This window comes from Pontimicrobium sp. IMCC45349 (assembly GCF_047219225.1).
Lineage (GTDB): Bacteria > Bacteroidota > Bacteroidia > Flavobacteriales > Flavobacteriaceae > IMCC45349.
Genome location: NZ_CP178208.1, coordinates 2,786,687 through 2,811,309, shown reverse-complemented (window position 1 = coordinate 2,811,309; position 24,623 = coordinate 2,786,687). Strand labels below are relative to the sequence as shown.

Annotated in this window: 17 protein-coding genes; 4 read left to right on the top strand and 13 right to left on the bottom strand. The window is 32.0% G+C overall.

Features of this window, described 5'->3' with window-relative positions:
• Positions 1–49: 49 nt before the first annotated feature.
• Positions 50–1,168 (top strand): DNA polymerase III subunit beta, encoded by a 1,119-nt coding sequence (dnaN, locus tag ACLII3_RS13085; RefSeq protein WP_412984664.1) that lies wholly within the window; start codon positions 50–52, stop codon positions 1,166–1,168.
• Entirely contained in the window at positions 1,168–1,413 is a 246-nt protein-coding gene (locus ACLII3_RS13080) for a hypothetical protein (RefSeq protein WP_412984663.1), read from the top strand. Before dnaN ends, ACLII3_RS13080 begins: the two co-directional genes overlap by 1 nt.
• Positions 1,414–1,493: 80 nt before the next feature.
• Here the strand turns inward: ACLII3_RS13080 and ACLII3_RS13075 are convergent, their stop codons facing one another.
• The 10 genes from ACLII3_RS13075 to ACLII3_RS13030 form a co-directional block, all read right to left on the bottom strand.
• Positions 1,494–2,033 (bottom strand): hypothetical protein, encoded by a 540-nt coding sequence (locus tag ACLII3_RS13075; RefSeq protein ID WP_412984662.1) that lies wholly within the window; start codon positions 2,031–2,033, stop codon positions 1,494–1,496.
• A 56-nt stretch (positions 2,034–2,089) separates the two neighbouring features.
• Positions 2,090–4,630, bottom strand: coding sequence for a T9SS type A sorting domain-containing protein (locus tag ACLII3_RS13070; protein ID WP_412984661.1), 2,541 nt, complete (start codon positions 4,628–4,630; stop codon positions 2,090–2,092).
• 103 nt (positions 4,631–4,733) lie between these two features.
• Positions 4,734–5,783 carry a hypothetical protein gene (locus tag ACLII3_RS13065; RefSeq protein ID WP_412984660.1) on the bottom strand — a complete coding sequence of 350 codons (1,050 nt, stop codon included), beginning with the start codon at positions 5,781–5,783 and terminating at the stop codon, positions 4,734–4,736.
• Between the two features lie 102 nt (positions 5,784–5,885).
• The gene (locus ACLII3_RS13060; RefSeq protein WP_412984659.1) at positions 5,886–6,638 is read right to left on the bottom strand and encodes a LytR/AlgR family response regulator transcription factor; all 753 of its coding nucleotides are present in this window, start codon (positions 6,636–6,638) and stop codon (positions 5,886–5,888) included.
• 4 nt (positions 6,639–6,642) lie between these two features.
• The gene (locus tag ACLII3_RS13055; protein ID WP_412984658.1) at positions 6,643–9,525 is read right to left on the bottom strand and encodes a histidine kinase; all 2,883 of its coding nucleotides are present in this window, start codon (positions 9,523–9,525) and stop codon (positions 6,643–6,645) included.
• A 179-nt stretch (positions 9,526–9,704) separates the two neighbouring features.
• Entirely contained in the window at positions 9,705–10,064 is a 360-nt protein-coding gene (locus ACLII3_RS13050; RefSeq protein ID WP_412984657.1) for a DUF4870 domain-containing protein, read from the bottom strand.
• A 191-nt stretch (positions 10,065–10,255) separates the two neighbouring features.
• Positions 10,256–10,465, bottom strand: coding sequence for a DUF2892 domain-containing protein (locus ACLII3_RS13045; protein WP_412984656.1), 210 nt, complete (start codon positions 10,463–10,465; stop codon positions 10,256–10,258).
• Between the two features lie 98 nt (positions 10,466–10,563).
• Positions 10,564–13,764, bottom strand: coding sequence for an efflux RND transporter permease subunit (locus ACLII3_RS13040; RefSeq protein WP_412984655.1), 3,201 nt, complete (start codon positions 13,762–13,764; stop codon positions 10,564–10,566).
• A 7-nt stretch (positions 13,765–13,771) separates the two neighbouring features.
• Entirely contained in the window at positions 13,772–14,854 is a 1,083-nt protein-coding gene (locus ACLII3_RS13035; RefSeq protein WP_412984654.1) for an efflux RND transporter periplasmic adaptor subunit, read from the bottom strand.
• Between the two features lie 76 nt (positions 14,855–14,930).
• The gene (locus ACLII3_RS13030) at positions 14,931–16,232 is read right to left on the bottom strand and encodes a TolC family protein (protein WP_412984653.1); all 1,302 of its coding nucleotides are present in this window, start codon (positions 16,230–16,232) and stop codon (positions 14,931–14,933) included.
• A 186-nt stretch (positions 16,233–16,418) separates the two neighbouring features.
• On the opposite strand from ACLII3_RS13030, the gene nadA reads away from it, so the two are divergent.
• Together nadA and nadB are read left to right on the top strand one after the other, a co-directional pair.
• Positions 16,419–17,411 carry a quinolinate synthase NadA gene (nadA, locus tag ACLII3_RS13025; protein WP_412984652.1) on the top strand — a complete coding sequence of 331 codons (993 nt, stop codon included), beginning with the start codon at positions 16,419–16,421 and terminating at the stop codon, positions 17,409–17,411.
• A gap of 10 nt (positions 17,412–17,421) precedes the next feature.
• A complete protein-coding gene (nadB, locus tag ACLII3_RS13020; RefSeq protein ID WP_412984651.1) occupies positions 17,422–19,011 on the top strand; it encodes an L-aspartate oxidase in 1,590 nt (529 codons plus the stop codon).
• On the opposite strand, the gene ACLII3_RS13015 is transcribed toward nadB, so the two are convergent.
• Genes ACLII3_RS13015 through ACLII3_RS13005 form a run of 3 tightly spaced genes read right to left on the bottom strand, consistent with a single transcriptional unit; the run spans position 19,008 to position 24,617 of the window.
• Entirely contained in the window at positions 19,008–20,327 is a 1,320-nt protein-coding gene (locus ACLII3_RS13015; RefSeq protein WP_412984650.1) for a TolC family protein, read from the bottom strand. The two genes, nadB and ACLII3_RS13015, sit on opposite strands and share 4 nt — an antisense overlap.
• Positions 20,314–23,496 (bottom strand): efflux RND transporter permease subunit, encoded by a 3,183-nt coding sequence (locus ACLII3_RS13010; protein ID WP_412984649.1) that lies wholly within the window; start codon positions 23,494–23,496, stop codon positions 20,314–20,316. The genes ACLII3_RS13015 and ACLII3_RS13010 overlap by 14 nt, the downstream gene beginning before the upstream one ends.
• A 2-nt stretch (positions 23,497–23,498) precedes the next feature.
• Positions 23,499–24,617 (bottom strand): efflux RND transporter periplasmic adaptor subunit, encoded by a 1,119-nt coding sequence (locus tag ACLII3_RS13005; protein ID WP_412984648.1) that lies wholly within the window; start codon positions 24,615–24,617, stop codon positions 23,499–23,501.
• Positions 24,618–24,623 lie beyond the last annotated feature (6 nt).

The following is a 24,623-nucleotide window of genomic DNA, read 5'->3' as shown; positions in this document are numbered from 1 at the left end:
GATATATTTGTAGATAATCATTATTTAGAACATAAATACATTTATATAGATGAAATTTATTGTATCAAGTAGTTATTTGTTAAAGCAACTTCAAGTGCTTGGAGGTGTTATTAATAACTCAAACACGTTACCAATATTAGACAATTTTTTATTTGAATTAGACCATTCTCAGCTTACAGTTTCTGCAAGTGATTTAGAGACGACTATGTCTTCTACACTTGAAGTAGAAAGTGATAGTGAAGGCAGTGTGGCTATTCCGGCTAAATTGTTATTAGATACGCTTAAAACGTTTCCTGAGCAACCTTTAACCTTTATTATTGAAGACAATAATACAGTAGAGATTAGCTCTAACCATGGTAAATATGCATTAGCATACGCAAATGGTGAAGAATTCCCTAAGGCTGTAGCTTTGGAAAATCCAAGTGCTACAACAATCGCTTCAGATATTTTAGCAACTGCAATTTCTAAAACTATTTTCGCTGCTGGAAATGACGATTTAAGACCAGTTATGAGTGGTGTGTTTTTCCAATTCTCTACTGAAAACTTAACATTTGTAGCTACTGATGCTCATAAACTTGTAAAATATACACGTGATGATGTTGCTGCTAGTGAAACTGCTGAGTTTATTATGCCTAAAAAACCTTTAAATCTTTTAAAAGGAATTTTAGCTGGTAAGGAAGATGAGGTAACTATTGAGTATAACGACTCTAACGCAAAATTCTCTTTCGATAATTCTGTATTAATTTGTCGTTTAATTGATGGGAAATATCCTAACTACGAAGCAGTAATTCCAAAAGAAAACCCTAACAAGTTAACAATTGGTCGTAATCAGTTTTTAAACTCTGTTAAGCGTGTATCTATTTTCTCTAATAAAACAACACACCAAATTCGTTTAAAAATGGCTGGTTCTGAATTAAATATTTCTGCTGAAGATATCGATTACAGTAACAAAGCAGACGAGCGTTTAACTTGTGATTACCAAGGTGACGATATGCAAATTGGATTCAACTCACGTTTCTTAACTGAAATGCTTGGAAACCTTAGTGCAGATGATGTAATGCTAGAAATGAGTTTACCTAATAGAGCAGGAATCTTAACACCAGTTGATGGTTTGGATGAAGGCGAACATGTAACTATGCTAGTAATGCCTGTAATGCTGAATAGCTAATGTTTAAAACAATTCTTGGAGTTTTATTTTACATTTTGGGTTTGTTTTTCATTCTGAGTTTCATTGGAATAATAATTCAAATTGTTGCTGTAGAAAACTTCATTATTGATGGTCCTGTAATAGCTGCAATTCTATTAGACATATTTTTAGCATACGTTCTTTTAAAGTATGCCATTAAATGGACGATTAAAAAGAAACATAAAGAAATACCAAACATCGATGACATAGGAAAATCAGATGTTTAATTATAAAAAAGCGCACTTTTAAAAGTGCGCTTTTTACTTTCATTAAGAAAGCTTACTAAACTAAAATTAACCTAAACTACCTAATCTAAAGTGCTATCAGGAAAGTTAAAATACGTTCCGCTATAACTCGCACTTATTTCCACGCCATCTTGACGTAAAAAAGTGATAGATATTTCTAAAAATGTATCCGTTATACTATGTATTGTAGCATCAATTGCAGTAGCGGAAATTGTTGCACTATCATCTTCTAAAACAACTATTCCTTCATTTAATTCTCCTTCGTTGATAGTTGCATCTAATATAACTTCATATTCTGTTATTTCAGTAATACCATATATTCCAGATGCTAATGGATTTTGGTTAATCAATACATAACTGTAATTAAAATCATTTAACGTTACACCATTTTCAATAGCATTCATTAGTTCTGATTCTGATTTATTTTGAAAGTTTAGAATGGTATTATCATTTCTAGTTTCTATAAAAACTGAAGCGATAGGATACGTCTCGTCTCCTACTTTTAGGATATTTTGAGTATTGCTATTATTGTCATCATCAGAACTACAAGCTATAGTCATTGATAACACACATAGTATGAATAAGGATTTAAAATATTTCATATGTTTTTGTTAAGAGTACCTGCAAAACAATCACAGGTACTCAGTTATTAATTAATTTATTGTTTGATAATTTTTTTAGTTGTAGCACCTTGAGCCGTTTCTATTTGTAAAAAATACACTCCTAAAGGAAGATTTGAAACATCAACACTATTTTGAACTTCATTTTGCTCTAATACTTTCTGCCCATTAACACTATATAATGCCAAACGCTTTAAGTCTTGACCAAAAGTTTTAATATGTAGCGTTTCGGAAACTGGGTTTGGATACACCACAAGCCAATCTTCCATGTTAGAAATTTCATCTATACCTAAAGTTGAATTGTATTCATAAACACCCAAATCTATAGTAGTATTAAAAATTCTATCATTTCCTGATAAGTCTAAATCGCCAAATAGAGCTACATCGTAATAAGCATTATCACCTTGATCTATAATATAATTTGAAGCTACTGTTGGTTTGTAATCGCTGTCTAAATTCAAATTATCGGTTGCTGGGTTTAAAGTAGTGAGGTTTGTTGCCGAAAAAGTACCATAAGTTCCTGCGTTTGCTGGTACATTTGCAATAGAATTTCGAATAAACACATCGTAAGTCTGATCCTGTCCGTTGGAAATATCTCTAGTTGATGCTGCACCATTAACAGTATTCTGCCAAAAGATAGAATTATTAACATTTAGGTTTACACTACCATTACCTGATGCCGTAATAGAATTACCATAAGTACCGTTATAATCATTATTAACAAACGTACTATTATTAATGACAACATCTAAAGTGCTTCCATTACCAAAATCTGACCTGAAAATATGTAATGCTGAAAGATTAATATCGTTATCTGCAACCAAAACATTTGCCCAACGTGTAAAAATATAACCGTTTGTACTATCAGATTGTACATAAACCAATCCTAAGTTAACAGACGTATTATTTACAAATGTGGTGTTTTCTAAAAATAACCCAGCATTTAGTGTTCTCATTTTAAGCAAATAGCCGTTAGAATAGTTGTTTCTAAACACTGAATTTTTGATCTTCAGGTTGTTAATATTTACACTATTTGGTATAAATACTACACCATTTTCTTGTATGCCACCAGATTGAGAGGTGTCGTATATGTTTTCAAAAATAATACCATCAAAAGTGACGTTACTGTTTCGTATTTCAAATAAGCGCTCTGCATTATCGGTTTTATTAGATGTAAAATCTCCATCAATATCATCGCCATTGATATCACCAGTAAAAATGGTAGCATTTGTGGTGTGAATTGCCCTTAAATCTCTATCTGCTAAAGTTGTTTCTGTACCAGAAAAACCACCAATAATATCTACTTGGTTTGTATTAACAGCTATTGGTGTATTTTTGTCTACTAAAGTATACGTTCCTTTTGCTACCCAAACAGCATCATTTAAATTGGTAAGTGCTAAAGCGTCTGTTACGTTTGTAAAAGCATCTGCCCATGAGCTACCATCATTGGCTCCTGTTGCATTTGCATCTACATAATAAACTGATGGCATACAATTTTCACTATAGCTTGTTTGATTATCTTTAGTCCAACCTACAACATACTGACCACTGTTTGCTGGTGGCGAAAAGCCTGCATCAACTTGAATACAAATTAAACTTGGATTACCATAAGCTTTCATCCAGTTTATATTGCTGTTATTACCATTGGCTATATTTAATTGATCTAAAACACCGTTATTATGACATTGCATATCTGTAATCTGCGTATTGGCACTAATATCTATGGATTGTATTTGATTATCAGCACAGTGTAAACGCGTTAAGGCTAAATTATTACTAACATCTATTGCGGTTAAATTATTGGTGTAACAATCTAAACGTGTCAAATTGGTAAAGGCTTCAATACCTGTTAAATCTGAAATTGACAAACCGTTAATAAGTAACTCTGTTGTAGCTTGTGCTTCGGCCACAGAAATTTCGGTATCACCATTAAGATTGATACTACTAGCGTTTACTAAATAATTTTTAAAATTAGTATCTGGAATGGTTACAATTTGGTTTAAAGTGGCACAATCAGCGTTATATTGTGCAATACCACCTTTGGTCCATCCAGGACTATAAATTCCAGCATCTGCAGGTGGCGTATAGCCTGCATCTATTTGAATACACGATAAACTATTACCATAGGCTTTCATGTAAGTGAAGTTACTGTTATTACCATTGGCAATGTTTAACTCTTGTAAAACCCCATTGTTATGGCATTGAATATCTACAATTTGCGTATTAGCACTAATGTCTAAAATTGTAATTTGATTACTAGCACAGTGCAAACGCGTTAAGGCAAGGTTATTACTAACATCTAAGGCAGTTAAATTATTACTGTAACAATCTAAACGTGTAATATTGACAAAGGCTTCAATACCTGTTAAATCTGAAATTGATAAACCGTTAATTAATAATTCGCCAGTAAAGGCTTGCGCTTCTGCAACAGAAATTTCAGAATCTGAATTGGTGTTAATTGCTGCATCTGCTAACAAATAGTTTTTGAAGTTAATATCGGGAATGTTTACATTTTGCGCAGTTATTGTGCAGCATGTAATTCCCATTAAGACATAAAATAAGAGTAATATTTTTTTCATTGTTATTGAGATATGAGTTTAATTTTGAATACAAAAAAACAGCCGTTTCGGCTGTTTTTGATTTGGTTTTTTCTGAATGTAGTTGATTTTTTTCTGAAGTAAATTATTGGCAATTCATTTGTTGTCCATACGGCATTTGTCCATGAATAATACCGCCAAACTCAGAACTACTATAACCACTTCCATTATACTGTTGTTTTATTAAAAATCCTTGCAAGTAACAGTCGTTGTTTTTATTTTTCTCGGTAAAAGCACCTTTTATCCAACGATACATAATGTGGCCTGTGTATTTGTTTTTTACAATGTTCCAATCGTTAGATTCTATATTAAGCTTTAATAATTTTGCACCATCTTTTGCTATAGTTTCTTCTACTTTAGTTTTAGCAAAATTCTTCAACGCTGTATCATTATTAAATGCTCCTGGTTTGGGCATTTTTATACTTGCCATGGTTGCTTTTTGGGCTTGTTTATAATTGTCTTCTAAAGTAGCTTCAAATTGTCTTACAATAGGTAACGCTTTTTCTAACCAATCTAGATGCAATTGCTGGTCGGCTTTACCTACTATATTTAAAACTGTAATATCATTTTGGTTCATGTAAGACGGCACATTAAACGCATGACCTCCTTCATGAGAGCCTGCATACACTATAAATAAATCCTCAGCAATAAACATACCTCTTACTAAAATAGGTTGCCCAGTACCTAATTCTAAAGTTTGTGAACGATCAGAACCAACCTTTGTGGTAAATGAACCTGATACCAACTCATAACCAATATAGCCTTCTGGTGACATGAGTTCTAGCTCTGGTGTGGTTAAAAATCGAAGCCATGCATACTCAGGATCATGTGAAGGTAAAAGGTCTATATTATCACCCATATCTGTCATTTGGCGACGTAGCTTTACACGATCTACACCTACTAAGCTCATACCAGACTGCATAGCAAAAGGATATGATAAGTATAACAGTTCATCCTCTGAGTGATCGTTTTTTTTGGAAGTATTCATTTTTTGTGAATTTTTAGGGTTATTTTCTTTTTTGCCAATTGCTTTTTCAACATTTGTTTTGGCTTTATTTTTTAAAATTTTACCTAACTGTGCTTGAGTAAAATTGAAACTCAACGCCACAAATAGTAATAAGATATTGTTTTTCATAATGAGTTGTTATTAATTTTCCAACCCAAAAAAATAATCTTATTGACTATAAACCGTTTAACTTTTTCTGAAAACTCTTATTTTTTTTCTTAAGCTCGCATTTTATAAAAAGGTTTCTCTAACGATCTCCAAAAATTGTTCTTTTTTAGATTTAGATATTGGTATTTTCTTTTTGTTATGCATCATTAAATAATCACCATCATCCTTTACTAATTCTTCTACATACTTTAGATTAATAAAATACGATCTATGACATTTAAAAAACATAGCGTTATTTTCTAATTGCTCCACAAAATGCTTTAAAGGCTTACAAATCGTTTTTTGTTTGCCATCTTTGAGCTGCACATTCGTGTACATACCATCAGCTTCAAAATAGATGATATCATCATGGGATGTAAATAAGATGCCTTTGGGAATTTCTAATGCAATTTTATCCATAGATAATTGCTTTAACGAATGGCGCAACTTGTTTAATTGACCACTCAAATCACTTGCTTTTATGGCTTCTTCAGCTTTTAAAACTGCCGTTTTTAATTCTTTTACATCTACAGGTTTTAGGAGATAATCTACTGCCGAAAGCTTAAAAGCCTCAATTGCATATTGATTATAAGCGGTCACAAAAATGATCTTAAAATCTATTTGCTCAGGAAAATACTCTAGTATGTCTAAACCAGACTGATTGGGCATTTCTATATCCAAAAACACCAATTGTGGTTTTTCGTTTTTAATTAATTCTACTCCAGAAATTAAATCAGATGCTTCTATTGACTCATCAATCTGAGGACAATAGGTCTTTAGAAGTTCTAGCAATAAATGTCTAGCACGTTTTTCGTCATCTATAATAATTGCCTTCATTTGCTTAAAATTTTATGGGAATGTAAATGTTTACTCGAGTTCCTGAAGCTGTTCCTTGTTCCTCAAGGTCTTCAATTATAACATTTATATCTTTTTTTAATTTCGTTTTATAAATATGTATACGTTCTGCATTAGCTTTAGTGGCAAAAGGTTTATGCATACGTTTATGTTCAGAAATGGTTTTTGCTTGTAGTCGTCCAATACCATTATCTTCAATTACAACTTTTAATTTATCTTCATCTTTTGTTGCAATGATCTGCAATTTGCGTTCGCCTTTTTCATGTAACAAACCATGTTTCAGAGCATTTTCAATATAAGGCTGAATGAATAAGGATGGTACTTTTATAGCATTTACATTTAGGTTATTTTCTACACTTATTTTATAATCTAGCTCATCTTCAAATCGTACTTTTTCAAGCTCTAAATATAATTCTAGTGCTTTTATTTCTTGCTGAAGTGTAATTTCGTTCTGCTGACTATACTCTAAATATATACGTATTAATCGACTGAATTTAACCAAATAGGTACTTGCTAGTTCTTTCTCATTTGAAATGATATAATCTTGTATAGAATTTAAAGCATTGAAAATAAAATGTGGATTCATTTGAGATCGGAAGTTCTCTAATTTTAAACTCGCCATTTTCTTTTCGAGTAAAATTTTATTGATCTCCTCTTCTCTTTTCTTCTCTTTGATTTGTAGTCTCCATTTGAAAATTAAAAACAGAAGTAATACAATAAATGCAAGTATCAATGTATAAAACCACCATGTTTCCCAAAAAGGAGATTGAATACTAAATGCCAATGATGCGCCTTTTGAATATTGCGAAGCAGAACTATGCTTTGCTTCTACTTCAAAAGTATATGTACCACTTTGAAGTTCTTTAAACTCCATAAAATTATTACCTCTACTCACATTTTGCCAGGTTTGATCTAGAGGTTTTAACTTATATCTATAATGCATCTGCTTGTTTGACAAATAACCATTAGACACAAAATCAATTCTAATTTTATTTTGATTATAATCTAATTGATAACCATCTTTCAAAATTGTGTCCTTATCATTTACGCTTAATGATTGTAGTTCAACATCAGCAGTAGTAATGTTTTTAAATAATTTAGAACCTTGTTTTGGCAGTCTATAAAAATGCGTTGGTGAAGTTAAAATCAAATCATCTTTTAACACTACAATGTGCTGTGGATTGAGTTCAAATCCATCTTGATAACTCAATTTAGAGATCGTACGCTTTTCCGAATTGTGCTTTACCAATCCATCTTTATGAAAAATCCACAAATATTCGTCATCTGATGTTATATTTTGAATTTCAACAGCGTCAAATTCCTTTTCTATTTTTAGCCTATTATTTTCCAAAGACCATAACGTAGCATCTTGTGATAACAACCATGTTTTGTCTTCAGTTTTTGTAATACTACTAATCATCAAAGAAACGTCTCCATCCTTTATTTCTTCAACACTATTTTGTTCTAGATCATATAAATAAAGACCATCTATAAATGCAACCAAAAGTTTATTATTTCCTAAATATTTTGAGGTTATCACACGTTTGGAACGCAACAATTCTACAGTATTATTAGTGTAAACTTTTGCTTCCTTATAATTTCCATAAAAGACTGTTTTCGAATTAATTACCTGTATACTTTTAGCTACTGAGTATTGATTTCCTAAATCTTTCAATTGATTTGTATTTAAGTCTAATACAAAAGATTTTGAATTATTACTACTAATAATTAAATGCTCATTATAAGCGTCATAAGAGAGTGAGTTTATAGTTAATGACGTTGGAAGTTTGTAAACATTTTCTATGATGTTCCCCTTGTAAAACAAAAGTTGACCGTTTTTTGTTCCTATTACAAAATTGTTTTGTTCTAATTTACAAACAGAGGAAAGCTTGCTAAAGTTTTGTTCTATTTTAACCTTTTCAAAATATAAATTAGGCACCACAAATACACCATTATCAATAGTTAAAAACCAATAATTAGCATTGAAATCTTTATGAATATCTGTTACAGATTCCTCTTTAAAATAAGTGTCTATATACAGTAAATTTCCTTCTATAAATTCATAAACATAAACACCTTTAGTAGTACAAAACCATAATTTACCATCAATAGAGATGATATTATATATTTCTAAATGTTGAATTAATTGTGGTGTTGGAATTTTTAGAAACGCATCGTCATTAGCATTAATGCTATAAAAATGATTTTTAAGATTCTCTTTATACTTAAAAAGAATTCTACTAGAATCTATTTCAAAAAAACCAGAAGATTCTATATTATTAATATTTAAAAACGTTACATTCTTCTCTTTTTTATCCTTAAAAACTTGAATTGAAAACGCCTTTGATTGCGAATAAAAGTAACTTGAGTTCTTGTTTATTAATGTTGAAACTATGCTTTGTTTTGAGAATTGTCGTATGTCTTTACTTTTGATAATGATTTCATAAATACCAGAATTAGAAAAAACTAAAATAGAATCCTCAAATACTTTGAAATACGAAAACTGACCATTAGTGATGTCGTTAACATCTAAAAATAATTCTAATTTCTCATGCTCAACATAAAATAATTGACCATACAAATTATTACACCAAACCCTACCTTTATTATCTTTTTGTAACCCAAATACAGAACTTCCTTTCTGTTTGGTATGTGTGTATTTTTTATAGTCATACCCATTATATACAAACAAACCTTTGTCTGCAGCTAACAGTATATTATGCTTATCATCTTCTATGATATCATAAAACTCAGTATCAGGAAGGTTTGATGTATGCAATAAATTATTCTGTACAGGGTTTTGCCCATTGATAACCATAGAAATCAATGAGAAAGTAATAATAATTAAATGCTTAAAAATCCTTTGCATAAGTATTGAATAGCAAACATAAGACATAGATTTATAGCTAATAATCTTTTTTTCTGGATTTAGTATTTTTTTTTCTAAACATAAAAAAACGCACCAATATTGGTGCGTTTTTTACCATCTCTTTCTAATAAACTAAACTAACTAATAAAACTAAGAGATAATATATATTATCGTATACATTACTTTAAAAACTCAATAGATAATGGATACGTTGGTATCTCACCATTACTCGCTTTAATTGCATTAATAATTGGAAATAATACAGAAATAATACCTAAGGCAATAAATCCTAAAATTCCAATACCAATGAATACTAAAGGCACACAAATAATAGAGTAAATTAATATACTCAATTGGAAATTGACAATGCGTTTTCCATGTGCATCCATTAAATGCACTCTATCTTTATTTACAACCCAAAGGATTAATGGTAATAATAAACTTCCAAATCCTATGGCTAATGTGATTAACTGACTTAAATGCGTCAAGACAATTAACTGTCTATCTTCTCTTAATACGTAATGGCTTTCTTGTCTCATGATGATTTTTTTGATTGATTACCTATTTGACGCTATCTAAATCAAAATGTTACAAAAATTTCATTACTATTTTTTGTTATTAGTCATTGCGAGTATAACGAAGCAATCTCATAAATAAAAACATCCAATTTTCTTCTTTATTCACAAATAAACAGATAGCCACGTCGTAAACTCCTCGCTAAGACGCTTCATTATTTAACCCTACAACCTTCTCCTTCGTTTTTTACACCAGCTTTGTATAGTATACGCTCAAGCAAACACCAATTTGTAATTCCTGATTGAAATAAATTAGCACCAACAAAAACCGTAAACCAATACCAATTTTCATTAACGTACATTCCTAGCAATACTGATGTTACTATAAAGATTCCTGGAATTATTTTCATTAATCGATCTCTCATGATTTATTTATTTTAATTTTTTGCGTCAGGTCGAGCGCAGTCGAGACCTCATTAAGAATTTTGTGGTCAATAGTTCTCGACTGCGCTCGAACAGACATTTATTTATGATTTTTTCTTTCTATTAAATAATACACTAATGGCACAACCAATAATGTTAATATCGTTGCAGTAATGGTTCCTCCCATTAAGGAAATGGCTAATCCTTGGAAAATTGGATCAAATAGAATTACAAATGCTCCAATAACAACTGTACCTGCAGTTAGCAATATTGGTGTTGTTCTTACTGCTCCAGCTTCAATTACGGCTTGTTTTAATGGTGCGCCTTCTTCTAATCTTAGATTGACAAAGTCAATGAGTAATACTGAGTTTCTTACCATAATTCCTGCTAAAGCAATCATTCCAATAAATGATGTTGCAGTAAAAAATGCGCCTAGCATCCAGTGACCCAATACAATTCCTACCATTGATAATGGAATTGCCACCATCATTACAATTGGTGCTTTGAAGTTTTGAAACCAACCAACAATCAGCATATAGATTATTACAATTACTCCTAAAAATGCCATTCCTAAGTCTCTAAAGACTTCTAAGGTAATTTGCCATTCACCATCCCATTTTACTGTATAATCATCCTCATGATCTGGTTGTTTGATGTACAATTCATCCATCTTATAACCTTCAGGTAATGGAATTTCGCTCAACTTATCTGCCATTCCAAGAATTGCATATGCTGGACTTTCAAGCTCTCCAGCCATATCTGCCATCACATATACCACACGTTTTTGGTTTTTACGATAAATACTTTTGGCTCTAACCTGTTCTTTAATTTCAGTTAAATCACCAATACTTACCATATTACCTCTACTAGATTTTACTTGCATTTGAGAAATATCACTCAATGTTGATTTTTCTTTTTCATCTAAAGCCAATACAATGCCTACTTGCTCTGAAGCATCTTCGTCATATAATGTAGATATTGCACTATCTCCTAAAGCCATATTCATCGCATACACAATTTGTTGTGGTGCAACGCCATATAACATGGCTTTTTCTTTATCAATAACAAAATCATATTCTATTTGGTCATCCTCAACCATCCAATCGATATCAACCACATCTTGAGTGTTCTTTAAAATATTCTGAACTTCATTAGCAACTTCAATCTGCTTGTCATAATCTGGACCATATACCTCAGCTACAATGGTTGATAAGACTGGAGGTCCTGGTGGTACCTCAACTATCTTTACATTAGCTCCAAATTTGGATGCTATCTTTTGTATATCTGGACGTAACAACTTAGCGATGTCATGACTTTGTGCTGACCTATCGTGCTTATCAGTTAAATTCACTTGAATATCAGACATATTACTTCCTCCACGTAAATCGTAATGTCTTACCAATCCGTTAAATGTAATTGGAGCTGATGCGCCAACATAACTTTGGTAGTTCACTACTTCTGGTCGTGTAGATAAGTATTGTGCAATTTCCTGGGTAACAACTGCTGTTCTTTCTAGTGTTGTACCTTCAGGCATATCGATAACCACTTGGAATTCGTTCTTATTATCAAATGGTAACATTTTCACGACTACAGAATTGGTGAAGAACATAGATAACGAACCTAATAATAATACAATAGTCACTCCTAAAAATGCCCAACGTTTCGTTTTGTTTTCAATTAATGGACGTTCAAACTTTTCGTATAATCGATAGATTAAAGTGTGTTCTACCTTGTTTTCTTTTTCTTCTTCTTCACCTTTCTTTTTCTTGTCTTTTTCTCTTAAAAAAATTACACCTAAATAAGGCGTAATAGTCAAGGCTACAAACAAAGACAATAACATAGCTATAGACGCTCCAATTGGCATTGGACTCATATATGGCCCCATTAAACCAGATACAAATGCCATTGGTAATACAGAAGCAATTACTGTAAATGTTGCTAAAATAGTTGGATTCCCAACTTCGTTAATTGCATATAAAGCTGCATCCTTAAATGGCAATCGTTTCATCTTAAAATGACGATGCATATTTTCGGCAATAATGATGGAATCATCTACCACAATTCCTGTTACAAATACCAATGCGAATAATGTAATTCGGTTTAAGGTATAATCGAGCATGTAGTAACTTAATAGCGTCAACGCAAACGTAATTGGAACTGATAAAAACACAACCAAGCCTCCTCTCCAACCCATGGCTAGCATTACCACAAAAGTTACCGCAATGATCGCTCCAATAAGATGCATTAATAATTCCGATACTTTTTGTGATGCTGTTTCTCCATAATTACGAGTTACTTCAACGTGTACATCATATGGAATCAATGTTCTTTTAAGATGCTCAACTTTATCTAAGATTACATCCGAAATTTTCATCGCATCAGCACCTTTTCGCTTAGCTACTGAAATCGTTACTGCTGGATATTCCGATTTATATTCTGTGGATTTTGGGCTCGCTTGTCCAAAACCTAGAGATACATAGCTTTTTGGTAACTCAGGACCATTATGAATTGTAGCTACTTGCTTTAGGTAAATAGGCTGATTTTGCTGAACTCCAACAACTAAGCTTTCTACATCTTCAATCGTTTCTAAAAAACGTCCTGTATTAACTAAAAACTCTGTGTCGCTACTATCAAAACTTCCAGCACTTAATTGTTGGTTATTGGCTTTTATCATTTCAGCAACAGATAAGAAATCTAAGCCACTTACAGCTAATTTATCTTTATCTAAAACCACTCTCAACTGACGATTTCTTCCTCCAATTTTCTGAGTAATCGATACATCGTTAATTTTTTCAATCTCATTATTCAGTTCATTTGCTATTTGCTTTAACTGAAAATCATCATAATTCTCACTCCACAACGTCAATCCAAGCATTGGTACATCGTCAATGGCACGTGTTTTTACCAAAGGCATTGTTACACCTTGTGGCATAATATCCATATGACGATTGATTTCGTTGTATAACTTTACAAACGAACGCTCAATATCTTCTCCAACATAAAACTGAACGATAACCATTCCTTGTTCTTTCATAGAAGTAGAATACACATATTCTACTCCTTTAATGTTAGATAGTAACTTCTCTAAAGGCTTGATTACTCTACTCTCAACCTCTGTTGGACTCGCTCCTGGATATCCAACAAAAATGTCTGCCATAGGAACATCAATTTGAGGTTCTTCCTCTCTAGGAATTAAGAACGAAGCATATACTCCAATGACCATGAATACAACCATTAAAAGTACAGTAAGCTTAGAACCTATAAAGCCTTTGGCAATTTTTCCTGCTAATCCTTCTTTCATAATTTTGCTATTGGATTGTTACTTTTGCACCATTAAATAATTTTCCTTCAGATGAGATGATATAACTTTCATCTGCTGATAAACCTGATAACACTTCTACATTATCTCCATACGTTCTTCCTAGTCGTAACCAACGCAATAAGGCTGTGTTGGTTTGACTTACTGTATAAATTCCAGATAATTCGCCTTTAGTAACTAAAGAAGCAACTGGAATTAAAACCTTATCATTTGCTTTTGTTTTCTCAACAGGAAATTGAACAGTAGCAAACATTCCTGATAGTAATTTAGCATCAGATTTGTCTAAAACCACTTTTACTAAATATTGTCCGCCTGTGTTTTTTGCAGAAGTACTTACTTCAGTCACTTTACCTTTTACAGCAGTGTTTAACGCCTTAATTTGTACATTAACTTCTGTATTGTTCTTAATTTGAGAGATTTCAGATTCTGGAACCATGGCCATAACTTGAAATTCTCCTGGAGTTTCTACTTCCAACAATGGCATTCCTGGATTTGCCATGTCACCTTCATTGATAAACTTGTTACTTACAACTCCACTAAAAGGCGCTCTGATATTTACATAACTAAATTGCGCCTGCACCTCATTCTTCATTTGATTTGCAGCTTCCAATCTCGCTTTAGCCATATTATAATGTGCTGTCATATCATCCAATTCCTTTTGGGACGCACTATTATCATTAAATAAGTTTTTGAAACGGTTATAATCCTTTTCAGCATTATTATAAGCAGCTTGTGCTTCAGTAATACTTGCATTGACTTGCGCTAATTTTGCAGATAAATCGGCATTGTTTACACTTAACAGTAATTGCCCTTTCTTTACCTTATCACCTACTTTTACATGAATCTTGTTCACGTAACCCATCATTCGTGTACTAAGATTAGAACTATTTACAGTTTGCACTTTTCCGCTTACAGCTAAAAATGGATGATTTGTATCAGCTGATACAGCACTTACTTTTACTGCAATTGCTGGCGAATTGTCTTGCTGTACTTCTGTTTTCTTTTCGCCACAACTTGATAGTAGCAAAGCAAACACAGTACTTATGGTTAAAATTAATTTTATCGATTTCATTGTATTGGTTTTATTTTTTAGGTCTCGACTGCGCTCGACCAGACATTTAATGTCATTCTGAGCTTGTCGAAGAATCTTAGTTTTTAGTTAAAAAGTTTAAATATTCTAAAGCATAATTATGTTGAAACACCGTATTGAAATACTCTAATTGTTTCTGAGCATATTGCGTTTCTGCCATTAGCAAGTCTGATGTTTTTTCTAGTCCTTCTTTAAATCTATTGGTTCTAATACGCAACGATTCTTTAGATTGCTCCAAGGCTAAGTTTGTTAACACCAAGTTATTCTTAGCATCTTGGAGCATTCTGTAAACACTATTTAGCTCTACCTGACTTTGTGCTTTATATTGTTCTAAATTCAGTTTAGATTTTTCGTATTCTGCTTTACTTTTTTGTGTTTTTCCAAAGCGTTTTGATCCTTCAAAAATGTTCCAACTTAATTGTGCACCAAATAAGTAACCATTAGCTTGTCCTTGGAAGATTTCATCATCGTGTAATTCGTATGTTCCAAAAGCATTTAGGTTTGGTAAGAATGTCGACTTATCTGCTTTATACATTTGTTTATAAGCTTCAGACACCTCTTGCATTGCTTGAATATCTGAACGTGACTCTGATAAATTCATAGATTCAGATTCCATAGTTTTTACTTCTAATTCATCTGCTGGTTTAATAATCGTATAAGATGTGTCATTCATTAACACTGACAAATAGTTCGATGTATTCTGAATATTACTTTTGGCATATTGTAATTGATTATTAATCTCAGTTACTCTCACTTCTACAGCTAACACATCTGCACGTTGTAAGTAACCTTGCTTAAAACTATTATCTGCTAATCGCTTATTCTCTTCAGCTGCTGCCTTAGCCTTTTCTAATACCTCAACCGTTTTATAAGCCAATTGCAATTGCATATAGGCTTTCTTTACTTCAAGGTTAATGTGATCTTTAGTTCTTTCGGACTGTAAAGACATAGCATTCAACTTTGCTTTTGCGGCTTTACGTTGAAATACACCATCCACATTAATCAAAGGTTGCTTCACCTCAACTCGAGTGGCATAATCTTCAATCTGTGAAGGATCATTAAGCAAATCTGGATTAAAATCATTTGCAGTTAGAATTTCCTGATTCAATTTAGAACCAAAAGACATCATGGGATTTGTAGTTGCCATCGCTGTATGTGATACCGAGATTTGTGGCAAGAAAATGCTATTAGTTTGCCTATAATCACCTTTAGCCATCAATACATCTTGTTCAGACATCTTGATATTAGCGTTATTTGTATTGACTGCTTCAACAACATCTTCTAAAGTCATGAGCTTCTCTTGCGAAAAGACTGAACTTATTGAAAACATTACTAAAGCTATATAAAACAATTGTTTCATGAGTTAATTTCTTTTGAAGCAAAATTAACATGAGAACCTGTGCTAGTCAGTAACATAAGACACAATTACTTGTAACTTATGTTACATTGTTATCCACATTTTTATAGTAGACTATAAGCTGATAAATATCATAGTTTACAGCTTTAAAAAAGGCAATTTTTGCAGCGCAATTAAATAGGATGATGTATGACTACTTTGGAAACTGCAAAAGCACAACTTGAAACCAATGGTTTTTTAGATATAGACACCTCAAATATTGATTATATAGCCGAAATCAAACGGCTAAAAAAAGAGAAGAATGCCATTTTATTAGCGCATTATTATCAAATTGATGAGATACAAAAAATAGCGGATTTTGTTGGTGATAGTTTAGCTTTAGCGCAACAAGCTGCAAAAACTGATGCTGATATGATCATTTTTGCAGGTGTACACTTCATGGCTGAAACCGCTAAGATTCTAAATCCTGATAAGAAAGTTATTTTGCCAGATCTTAAAGCAGGTTGCTCATTAGCGGATTCTTGTCCTCCTGAAGCATTTTCTGAATTTAAAAAACAGCATCCCAATCATAAGGTCGTAACTTATATCAACTGTTCGGCAGACATTAAAGCTTTGAGTGATATTGTTTGTACCTCATCAAATGCTAGAAAAATTATTGATTCTTTTCCTGAAAATCAACCTATCATCTTTGCTCCAGATAGAAATCTAGGTGCTTATCTTAACAAAGAAACAGGAAGAGATATGCTACTTTGGGATGGTGCATGTATCGTACATGAAGCCTTCTCTATGGAAAAATTGATTGAATTAGTTCAAAAGCATCCAGATGCTGAATTAATCGCACATCCAGAATCTGAAGCACATATGCTTAAGGCTGCAAAATATATAGGTTCTACAGCTGGATTGCTAAACCACGTCAAACAAAGCAAAAAGAAAAAATTCATTGTTGCTACAGAAGTTGGTATTCTGTTTCAAATGATGCAAGACAATCCAGATAAAGAAATAATTGCTGCGCCAGCAAAAGAAGACAATACTTGTGCTTGTAGTGAATGTGCTTTTATGAAAATGAATACCTTAAAAAAATTGTATTTGTGCTTAAAACATGAGCTTCCAAATATAGAAGTAGATGCTGAATTAAGTAAAAAAGCGATTATTCCTATTCAGCGCATGCTAGAATTATCTTAATAAAGGTCTGATGAATGCTGAAAAAACTAAAATCGAAACAGATTTTTTAGTCATTGGTTCTGGCGTGTCTGGTCTGTCTTTTGCCATTAAAATGGCTACTAGTTTTCCAGAATCTAAAATCGCTATCATTACCAAAAGTGAATTAAGTGAATCTAATACCAAGTATGCTCAAGGTGGTATTGCTGCGGTTTATAATAAAACTTTAGATAGTTTTGAACAACATATCAATGATACACTCATTGCAGGAGATGGTCAATGTGATGAAGCTGTTGTAAAAATGGTTGTTAATGAAGCACCTGAACGACTCCAAGAATTAATTGATTGGGGCGCAAATTTTGACAAAACTGAAACTGGAGATTTTGACTTAGGACGTGAAGGCGGTCATTCTCAACATAGAATACTACATCATACAGATGTTACAGGTGCCGAAATTGAACGTGCTTTAATTCAACAAGTACATCATTTACCAAATATTACAATCCACGAGTATCATTATGCCATTGACCTCATTACAGAACATCAAGTTGAAAAGAAAACCACGAAGCGTCATGGTAACATTTCTTGTTTTGGTGCATACGCTTTAGATATAAAAAGAGATACTGTAAGAACCTTTGTTAGTAAATATACATTACTAGCCTCTGGAGGTAGTGGTCAAGTTTATGAGACTACCACAAATCCAAAGGTTGCTACTGGAGACGGTTTAGGCATTGCTTATAGAGCTAAAGCTGAAATCTCTGATGTAGAGTTTATTCAATTTCATCCAACAGCTTTATACAATCCTGGTGAATATCCAGCTTTTTTAATCTCTGAAGCCGTTAGAGGATTTGGCGCAAAATTGCGAACTATTGATGGCGACTTGTTCATGCATAACTATGATGAGCGTGAAGAGTTAGCATCGAGAGATATTGTGGCTAGAGCTATTGATAATGAATTAAAGAAAAGTGGTGCTTCACATGTATATTTAGATTGTACACATTTAGATTTTGAAAAATTCAAAGCACACTTTCCTAATATCACTAGTAAATGTGCTTCCATTGGAATAGATGTACAAACTGATTTCATTCCAGTAGTACCTGCTTCACATTACATCTGTGGTGGTGTTAATGTTGATATGGAAGGAAAAACATCAATCAAACATTTGTATGCCTGTGGAGAAGTGACTAGAACTGGATTACATGGTGCTAATCGATTAGCCTCTAACTCACTTCTAGAAGGTATTGTATATGCGCATAATGCGTTTAAAAGTATTTCTAAAACCTTACATCATATAGACATTCCATCTCATATTCCAATTTGGAATGACAATGGTATGGTTAAGAATATGGAAAACATATTGATTACTCACGATAGAACTGAAGTTAAAACAATCATGACCAATTATGTTGGGATTGTACGTTCTAATGAGCGCTTATTAAGAGCAGAAAAACGCTTACAAGTCCTCTATGAGGATCATAAACGTTTGTATGATCATTCTATTTTATCTGTAGAACTTTGTGAACTGAGAAACTTAATTACGTCTGCATATTTAATTACTCAATTTTCAAAAAGACGAACTCAAAATTGTGGCGGCTTTTATAATCTAGATCTTGTTAAAAATTAAAAACCAATATTTAATATTTCACCACTTAATTGTAACAACTCTAGCTCTTTAAACTTAGCATTATACTTAGCTACATTCAATTCATTTTGAGCATTTAACAGGTTAATTTGTGATTGTCTAAACTCTATAGAAGATACTTGTCCTAGCTTATACTTTTCATTGGTTCTATCAAAATTGTTTTGAGCAGTATCCAAATTTTGTTGTTGCGCATTATATATGAACAACTTGTTATTATAATCTTCCCAAGTATTGGTTAGTGTATTTTCAATAATATTTACTTGTTGTTCTTTTAAAATTTCTTGATTCTCAAGTTGAATCTTTGCATTTGCAACTCTAGTTTTTGTAGAGCCTCCATCAAAAATATTCCATGTTAAGTTTAAGCCAGCATTTAAACCAGTAGTCGAAGATTCGGCTAAAAATGAAGTAGAAGGATTGATACTTTTATTCCATCCATAAGACGTTGTTAATCCTAATTTAGGTAAAAATCCTGCTTTATTTGCTTTTATACTGTACTTACTAATAGTGATATTTTTATCATTTTGCATTAGTACCACATTATTAGCTTTAGCTTTATTTAATAAAGCTTCAAGATTCAATAACTTACTAAAAACTACATCTGTTTCAACCTCATAGTTTACACCTTGACTAACACCTAAAACTATATTTAAATTACGCTTAGCATTCACAAATTGTTGTTTAGCATTTATATAGTTTATACTATCATTATTAACATCTACCTCAGCGTTTAAAACTTCTAATTTCGTATTCTGACCATATTCGTACTGATATTTTGCGCGTTCTAACCTTGACTTTGAAATTTGCAATGCACTTTTTAAGTTTTCGGTATTTTCAGATAATTGTGCTACTTGAAAATAAAAATCGAAAATCTCTAAATAAGTGTTTTCAATAGTTTCTCTAGCCTGTAATTCGGTCAAGTTTTTTGTTTCCTTTAACTGCTTGTAATTGTACTTTCTTCCTAATCCATCAAAAATAGTATAGTTTAGATTTACAGATGCGTTATAACTTTTTGTCTCTGCACCAGTTTCACTAGTAGCTGAACCATCTTGACGTACAATATCTTGATTACTATTATTATAATTGGCACCTGCACTTGTACTAACAGTCGGCAAATGATTTGTATTAAGAACACTAGCATTATTTTTAGCAACCTCAACATTGTTTTTTGCTATTTTAATGCCATAATTATGCTCTAAAGCTTGTTGTATAGCTTCCTCTTTAGTCAATATTTTTTGAGCATTAACAAATGTGATATTTGCTATTACTAAGACTATAGTTATTTTTTTAATGTAGCTCATTATCTTCATAATTAGATTCAATAATTGCACGTTCTACTTCTTCTTTTGTAATATTTCCGCCTTTTAGTATCCATTTAAAAAATACTTTTATTGAGTTAGAAACTGATAACATTAAAGGCAGCATAACTAATGTTAATACAGTAGCGATTCCTATTCCATAAGAAATAGAAACAGCCATTGGTTTTAAAAATTGGGCTTGTCTACTTCCTTCTAACAATAGAGGTGCTAGTCCAGCTATAGTTGTTAACGAGGTTAAAAAGATAGCTCTAAAACGCGATTTTCCTGCTTGTACTAAAGCCTCATCATATTTCATACCTTCTCTTAAATAAGTATTGAACTTCCCTATTAAAACTAAACCATCATTAACCATAATGCCTATTAAAGCAATGATACCTAACCACGATAAAATGTTAATTGGAAAACCATGAAAAAAGTGTCCCCAAACCACACCAATTAAACTAAATGGAATCATTAGCATTAACAATAATGGTTGACTATATGTTCTAAAAGTGAATGCTATAACTACATATATTAATATTAGAATAATGAGACCTACACTTTTAGCCGAATCCATTGTTTTATTAGCTTCCCTATTTTGACCTTCATACTCTGCAGTTACTGTTGGATACTTAGATATAATTTGAGGCATTATATTAGCTTTAATATCATCTAAAACATCAGAAGCACTATCATCAGCCGATTTCATATCAGCAGTAACTTGTATTTCTCGCTTACCTTCTAAGTGATTAATTGCAACGTCTCCTCTTTCTATTTGATACGTAGCAATTTCAGAAAATGGCACTTTACTTCCTGAAGGAGTGTTTATCCACATATCGTCTAGATTTTTAATTGACGAACGATCTTCTTTTTGATATCTTACCCAAACTTTTATTTCATCTTGTCCTCGTTGAAAACGTTGAGCTTGATAACCAAAGAAACCTGAACGCACTTGCGACATTATGGATTGTAAATTCAATCCTAAAATATAAGCTTTATCCTTTAGTTGTATTTGTACTTCTTTTATTCCTGCTGGATCATTATCTGATACATCCTTTAAAACAGAATTAGTATTTAGTACTTCTTTTAATTCTTTCTTTGCTGATTTTAATTCATCTATGTTGTTACTTAACAATGATACAGCAACTGGACTACCACCAAAATTACCTCCAGACCCAAAGGTTAGACTTTCTACGCCATAAATTTTCCCGGATTTCTCTCTAATTTTATTCGTGACTTCCAGTGAGGATAACTCTCCTCTTAATTCACCAGGTAATAAATTAACTGTTAGAGTAGCATTAGATGTTCCTGGGCCAATACGTCTTATTACATTTTGCACCACAGGTTCATTATTAAAATCTGCTACATCATATTCTTCATTAACCAACCATACTTTTTCTTCAATACTAGAAATGATAGAATCAGTAATTGCTTCGTTAGTGCCTTGTGGCATTTTTAAATTAATAGTAACTCTATCACTAGCAATTCTAGGAAAGAATGATGTATTTACAATACCTCCACCAATAGCTCCAATACTAAAAATTAATAATGCTAAAGGGATTGCAAAACCTAATAATTTGTGCTTTAAAAAGAATCGTAAATAAGGTACATAAAATGTATCTCTTACTTTAGATAAAAATCTATCTGATTGTTTATTTAAGTTTCTAAAGAATAAATCAACACGATTAAATTTTCTTCCTTCCCTTTGTAATGCTTTAGAATGTGCAACGTGTGCAGGTAATATTATTAAAGCCTCAACCATTGAAACTAATAATGTTATAATTACTACAGTAGCAACTTCACCAAAATACTCTCCAATTCTTCCATCTAAAAAGAAGAAAGTTGAAAAAGCTATCATAGTTGTAAGTAACGCAGAAACTACAGGTGGCAATACCTCTAAAGTTCCATCAACAGCTGCTCTAATTGGTGATTTTCCCTTTTCATAATGATGGTAAATATTTTCTCCAATTACAATACCATCATCTACAAGAATCCCTATAACGATAATCATTCCAAATAATGATAATACATTAATTGTTACTCCTAATTGAGCAGCAAAAATGAACATTCCGAAGAAAGAAATTGGAATACCTACAGCTACCCATAATGCTAATCTTGCATTTAAGAAAATAGCTAAAAACAATAATACTAATAAAACACCTACTGCAGCATTTTCAACTAATAACTCTGTACGTTGGGTTAATGTGATAGAAGAATCACTTGCAACATTTAATTCAACATTATCATGCTGTTGGTTAAATTTATCAATGTACTCTTTTACATCTTCAGCCGAAGCAATTAAATCCTCACTATTAGTATTACTTACCGAAATATTAATAGCCTTTTTACCATTAAAAAATATTCTATCTGGTGTTTCAGACCAAGTGTCTTTTACATCAGCGACATCTTTTAATCGTATTATATTACCATTTGCTTCAGCTCTAACAATAATATTAAACAGCTCATCACCATAATAAGAGCGGTTTCTTGCTCTAATTAAATAATCTTCTTCATCAGTTTTAATATTACCTCCAGTGATTAAAATATTAGACCTACTTACTGCATTTGCTACATCTTGAAAACTTAAATTAAAAGCTCTCAAATCATTTTCTCTTACAGATATTGCAATTTCTTCAGCAGGAAAACCAGAAAGCGTTACTTGAGAAATGCCTTCAAATCCTCTTAAATCATTTTCAACATCTCTAGCATATTGTTTTAATGTTGATAAAGGAATATTATCGCCACTTAAGGTAAATCTAATTGTTTCCCTTACTGCCTCTACTTTAGCAATAACTGGAGGTTCCATTCCTGAAGGGAATGATGGTACACGATCTACTGCATTTTTTACATCAGCTAATACAACATCAATGTTTTTTCCTTTTACAGTTTCTACAGTAATACTTGCAGAGTTTTCTTGAGAAACAGATGTAACTCTATCTACTCCAACAATTCCTTTAAGATTATCTTCTATCTTAAAAACAATACCTTCTTCCATTTCGGCTGGTGAAGCTCCAGGATACGCTAAATCAATACGAATAGTTTTAGAATCTACCAATGGGAAGAAAGATGACAACATTGATTTTGTACCTAAATACCCAAAAACAATGAATGACCACATTACTACATTAACAGCAACAGGAAACTTAATAAAATAATTTAGTAACTTTTTCATTGCTATTGCTTGTCTTCAAAAATTTTCACTTGCATTCCACTATAAGCACCAGGAGTAGGCTTAGATAATATCTTTGTGCCGTTTTCTAAGCCTTTAATAACTGCAGTTTCTGCTGAGAAATACACAGGATTTATATCTATTAATTCTAGCACAGAATTATCTCTAACAACATATAATTGTTTATTATCAATCAATAATTTTCTAGACACCTCTATAGCATTGCTTTCCTCACGAGCAGTTAACGCTGCTTCTAAGTATGCACCTTCTTTTAAATCGTCATGAGACACTTCTATATATGCTTTTATTGTTTGAGAAGTGGCATCAACCTTTCCATTAATTCTTACTATTTTTCCTAAGTATTCTTTAGTTTTTTCATGATTGTGTAAGACTACAGAATTCCCTTGTTTTAATAAATCTGCGAATTCTGCGTTTATAGATACTTCCATTTCATACACGCTAGGGTCTATAAACTCACCAAGTTTTTGACCAGCTCTAATTAATGTACCTGGAGTCACTAAAGCCTCAGTCAAAATACCTTTATAAGGTGCTCTCAAATTATATTTTCCAAGTTTTACCTCAAGATTCTTTAAATTAAAATAAGCTGTATTTATACCTCTACCAGAAATGAAATACTTTTCCTTATCCGAACTTATTACAGGTAACTTTGGAGTTGCTTTATTGATATCAAAATTATCAAGATATGTTTGCCATTTTTGATACTCATTTGGATAATCTAACCTTATATCAGGCATTATTGAAGTGATTGTATTATAAAAACTACTCTTTTGGGATTGTAAATTGGCATAAAATTCATCACTATTTATTCTAATAATGTTTTCGCCTTTACTATAACTCACACCAGCTTTAAACTCTTTACTAGATGGTTTTAAAACTCCTTGCACTTCAGCATATAACTCTATTTTATGCTTAGCAGTTAAATTACCACTAGTAATAATAGTAATTGGTATGTCCCTATTCTCTACCTCTTCTACAAAAACAGTTTTTACTATTTTTTCGAATTTTTGTTTTGGTTTTTTCTTATTATCTATTAAATACTTTGCAACAAAAATTGCTCCTACAATAAGTATTACAGCTAGTAATATTGATATTATTCTTCTCATGGTTAT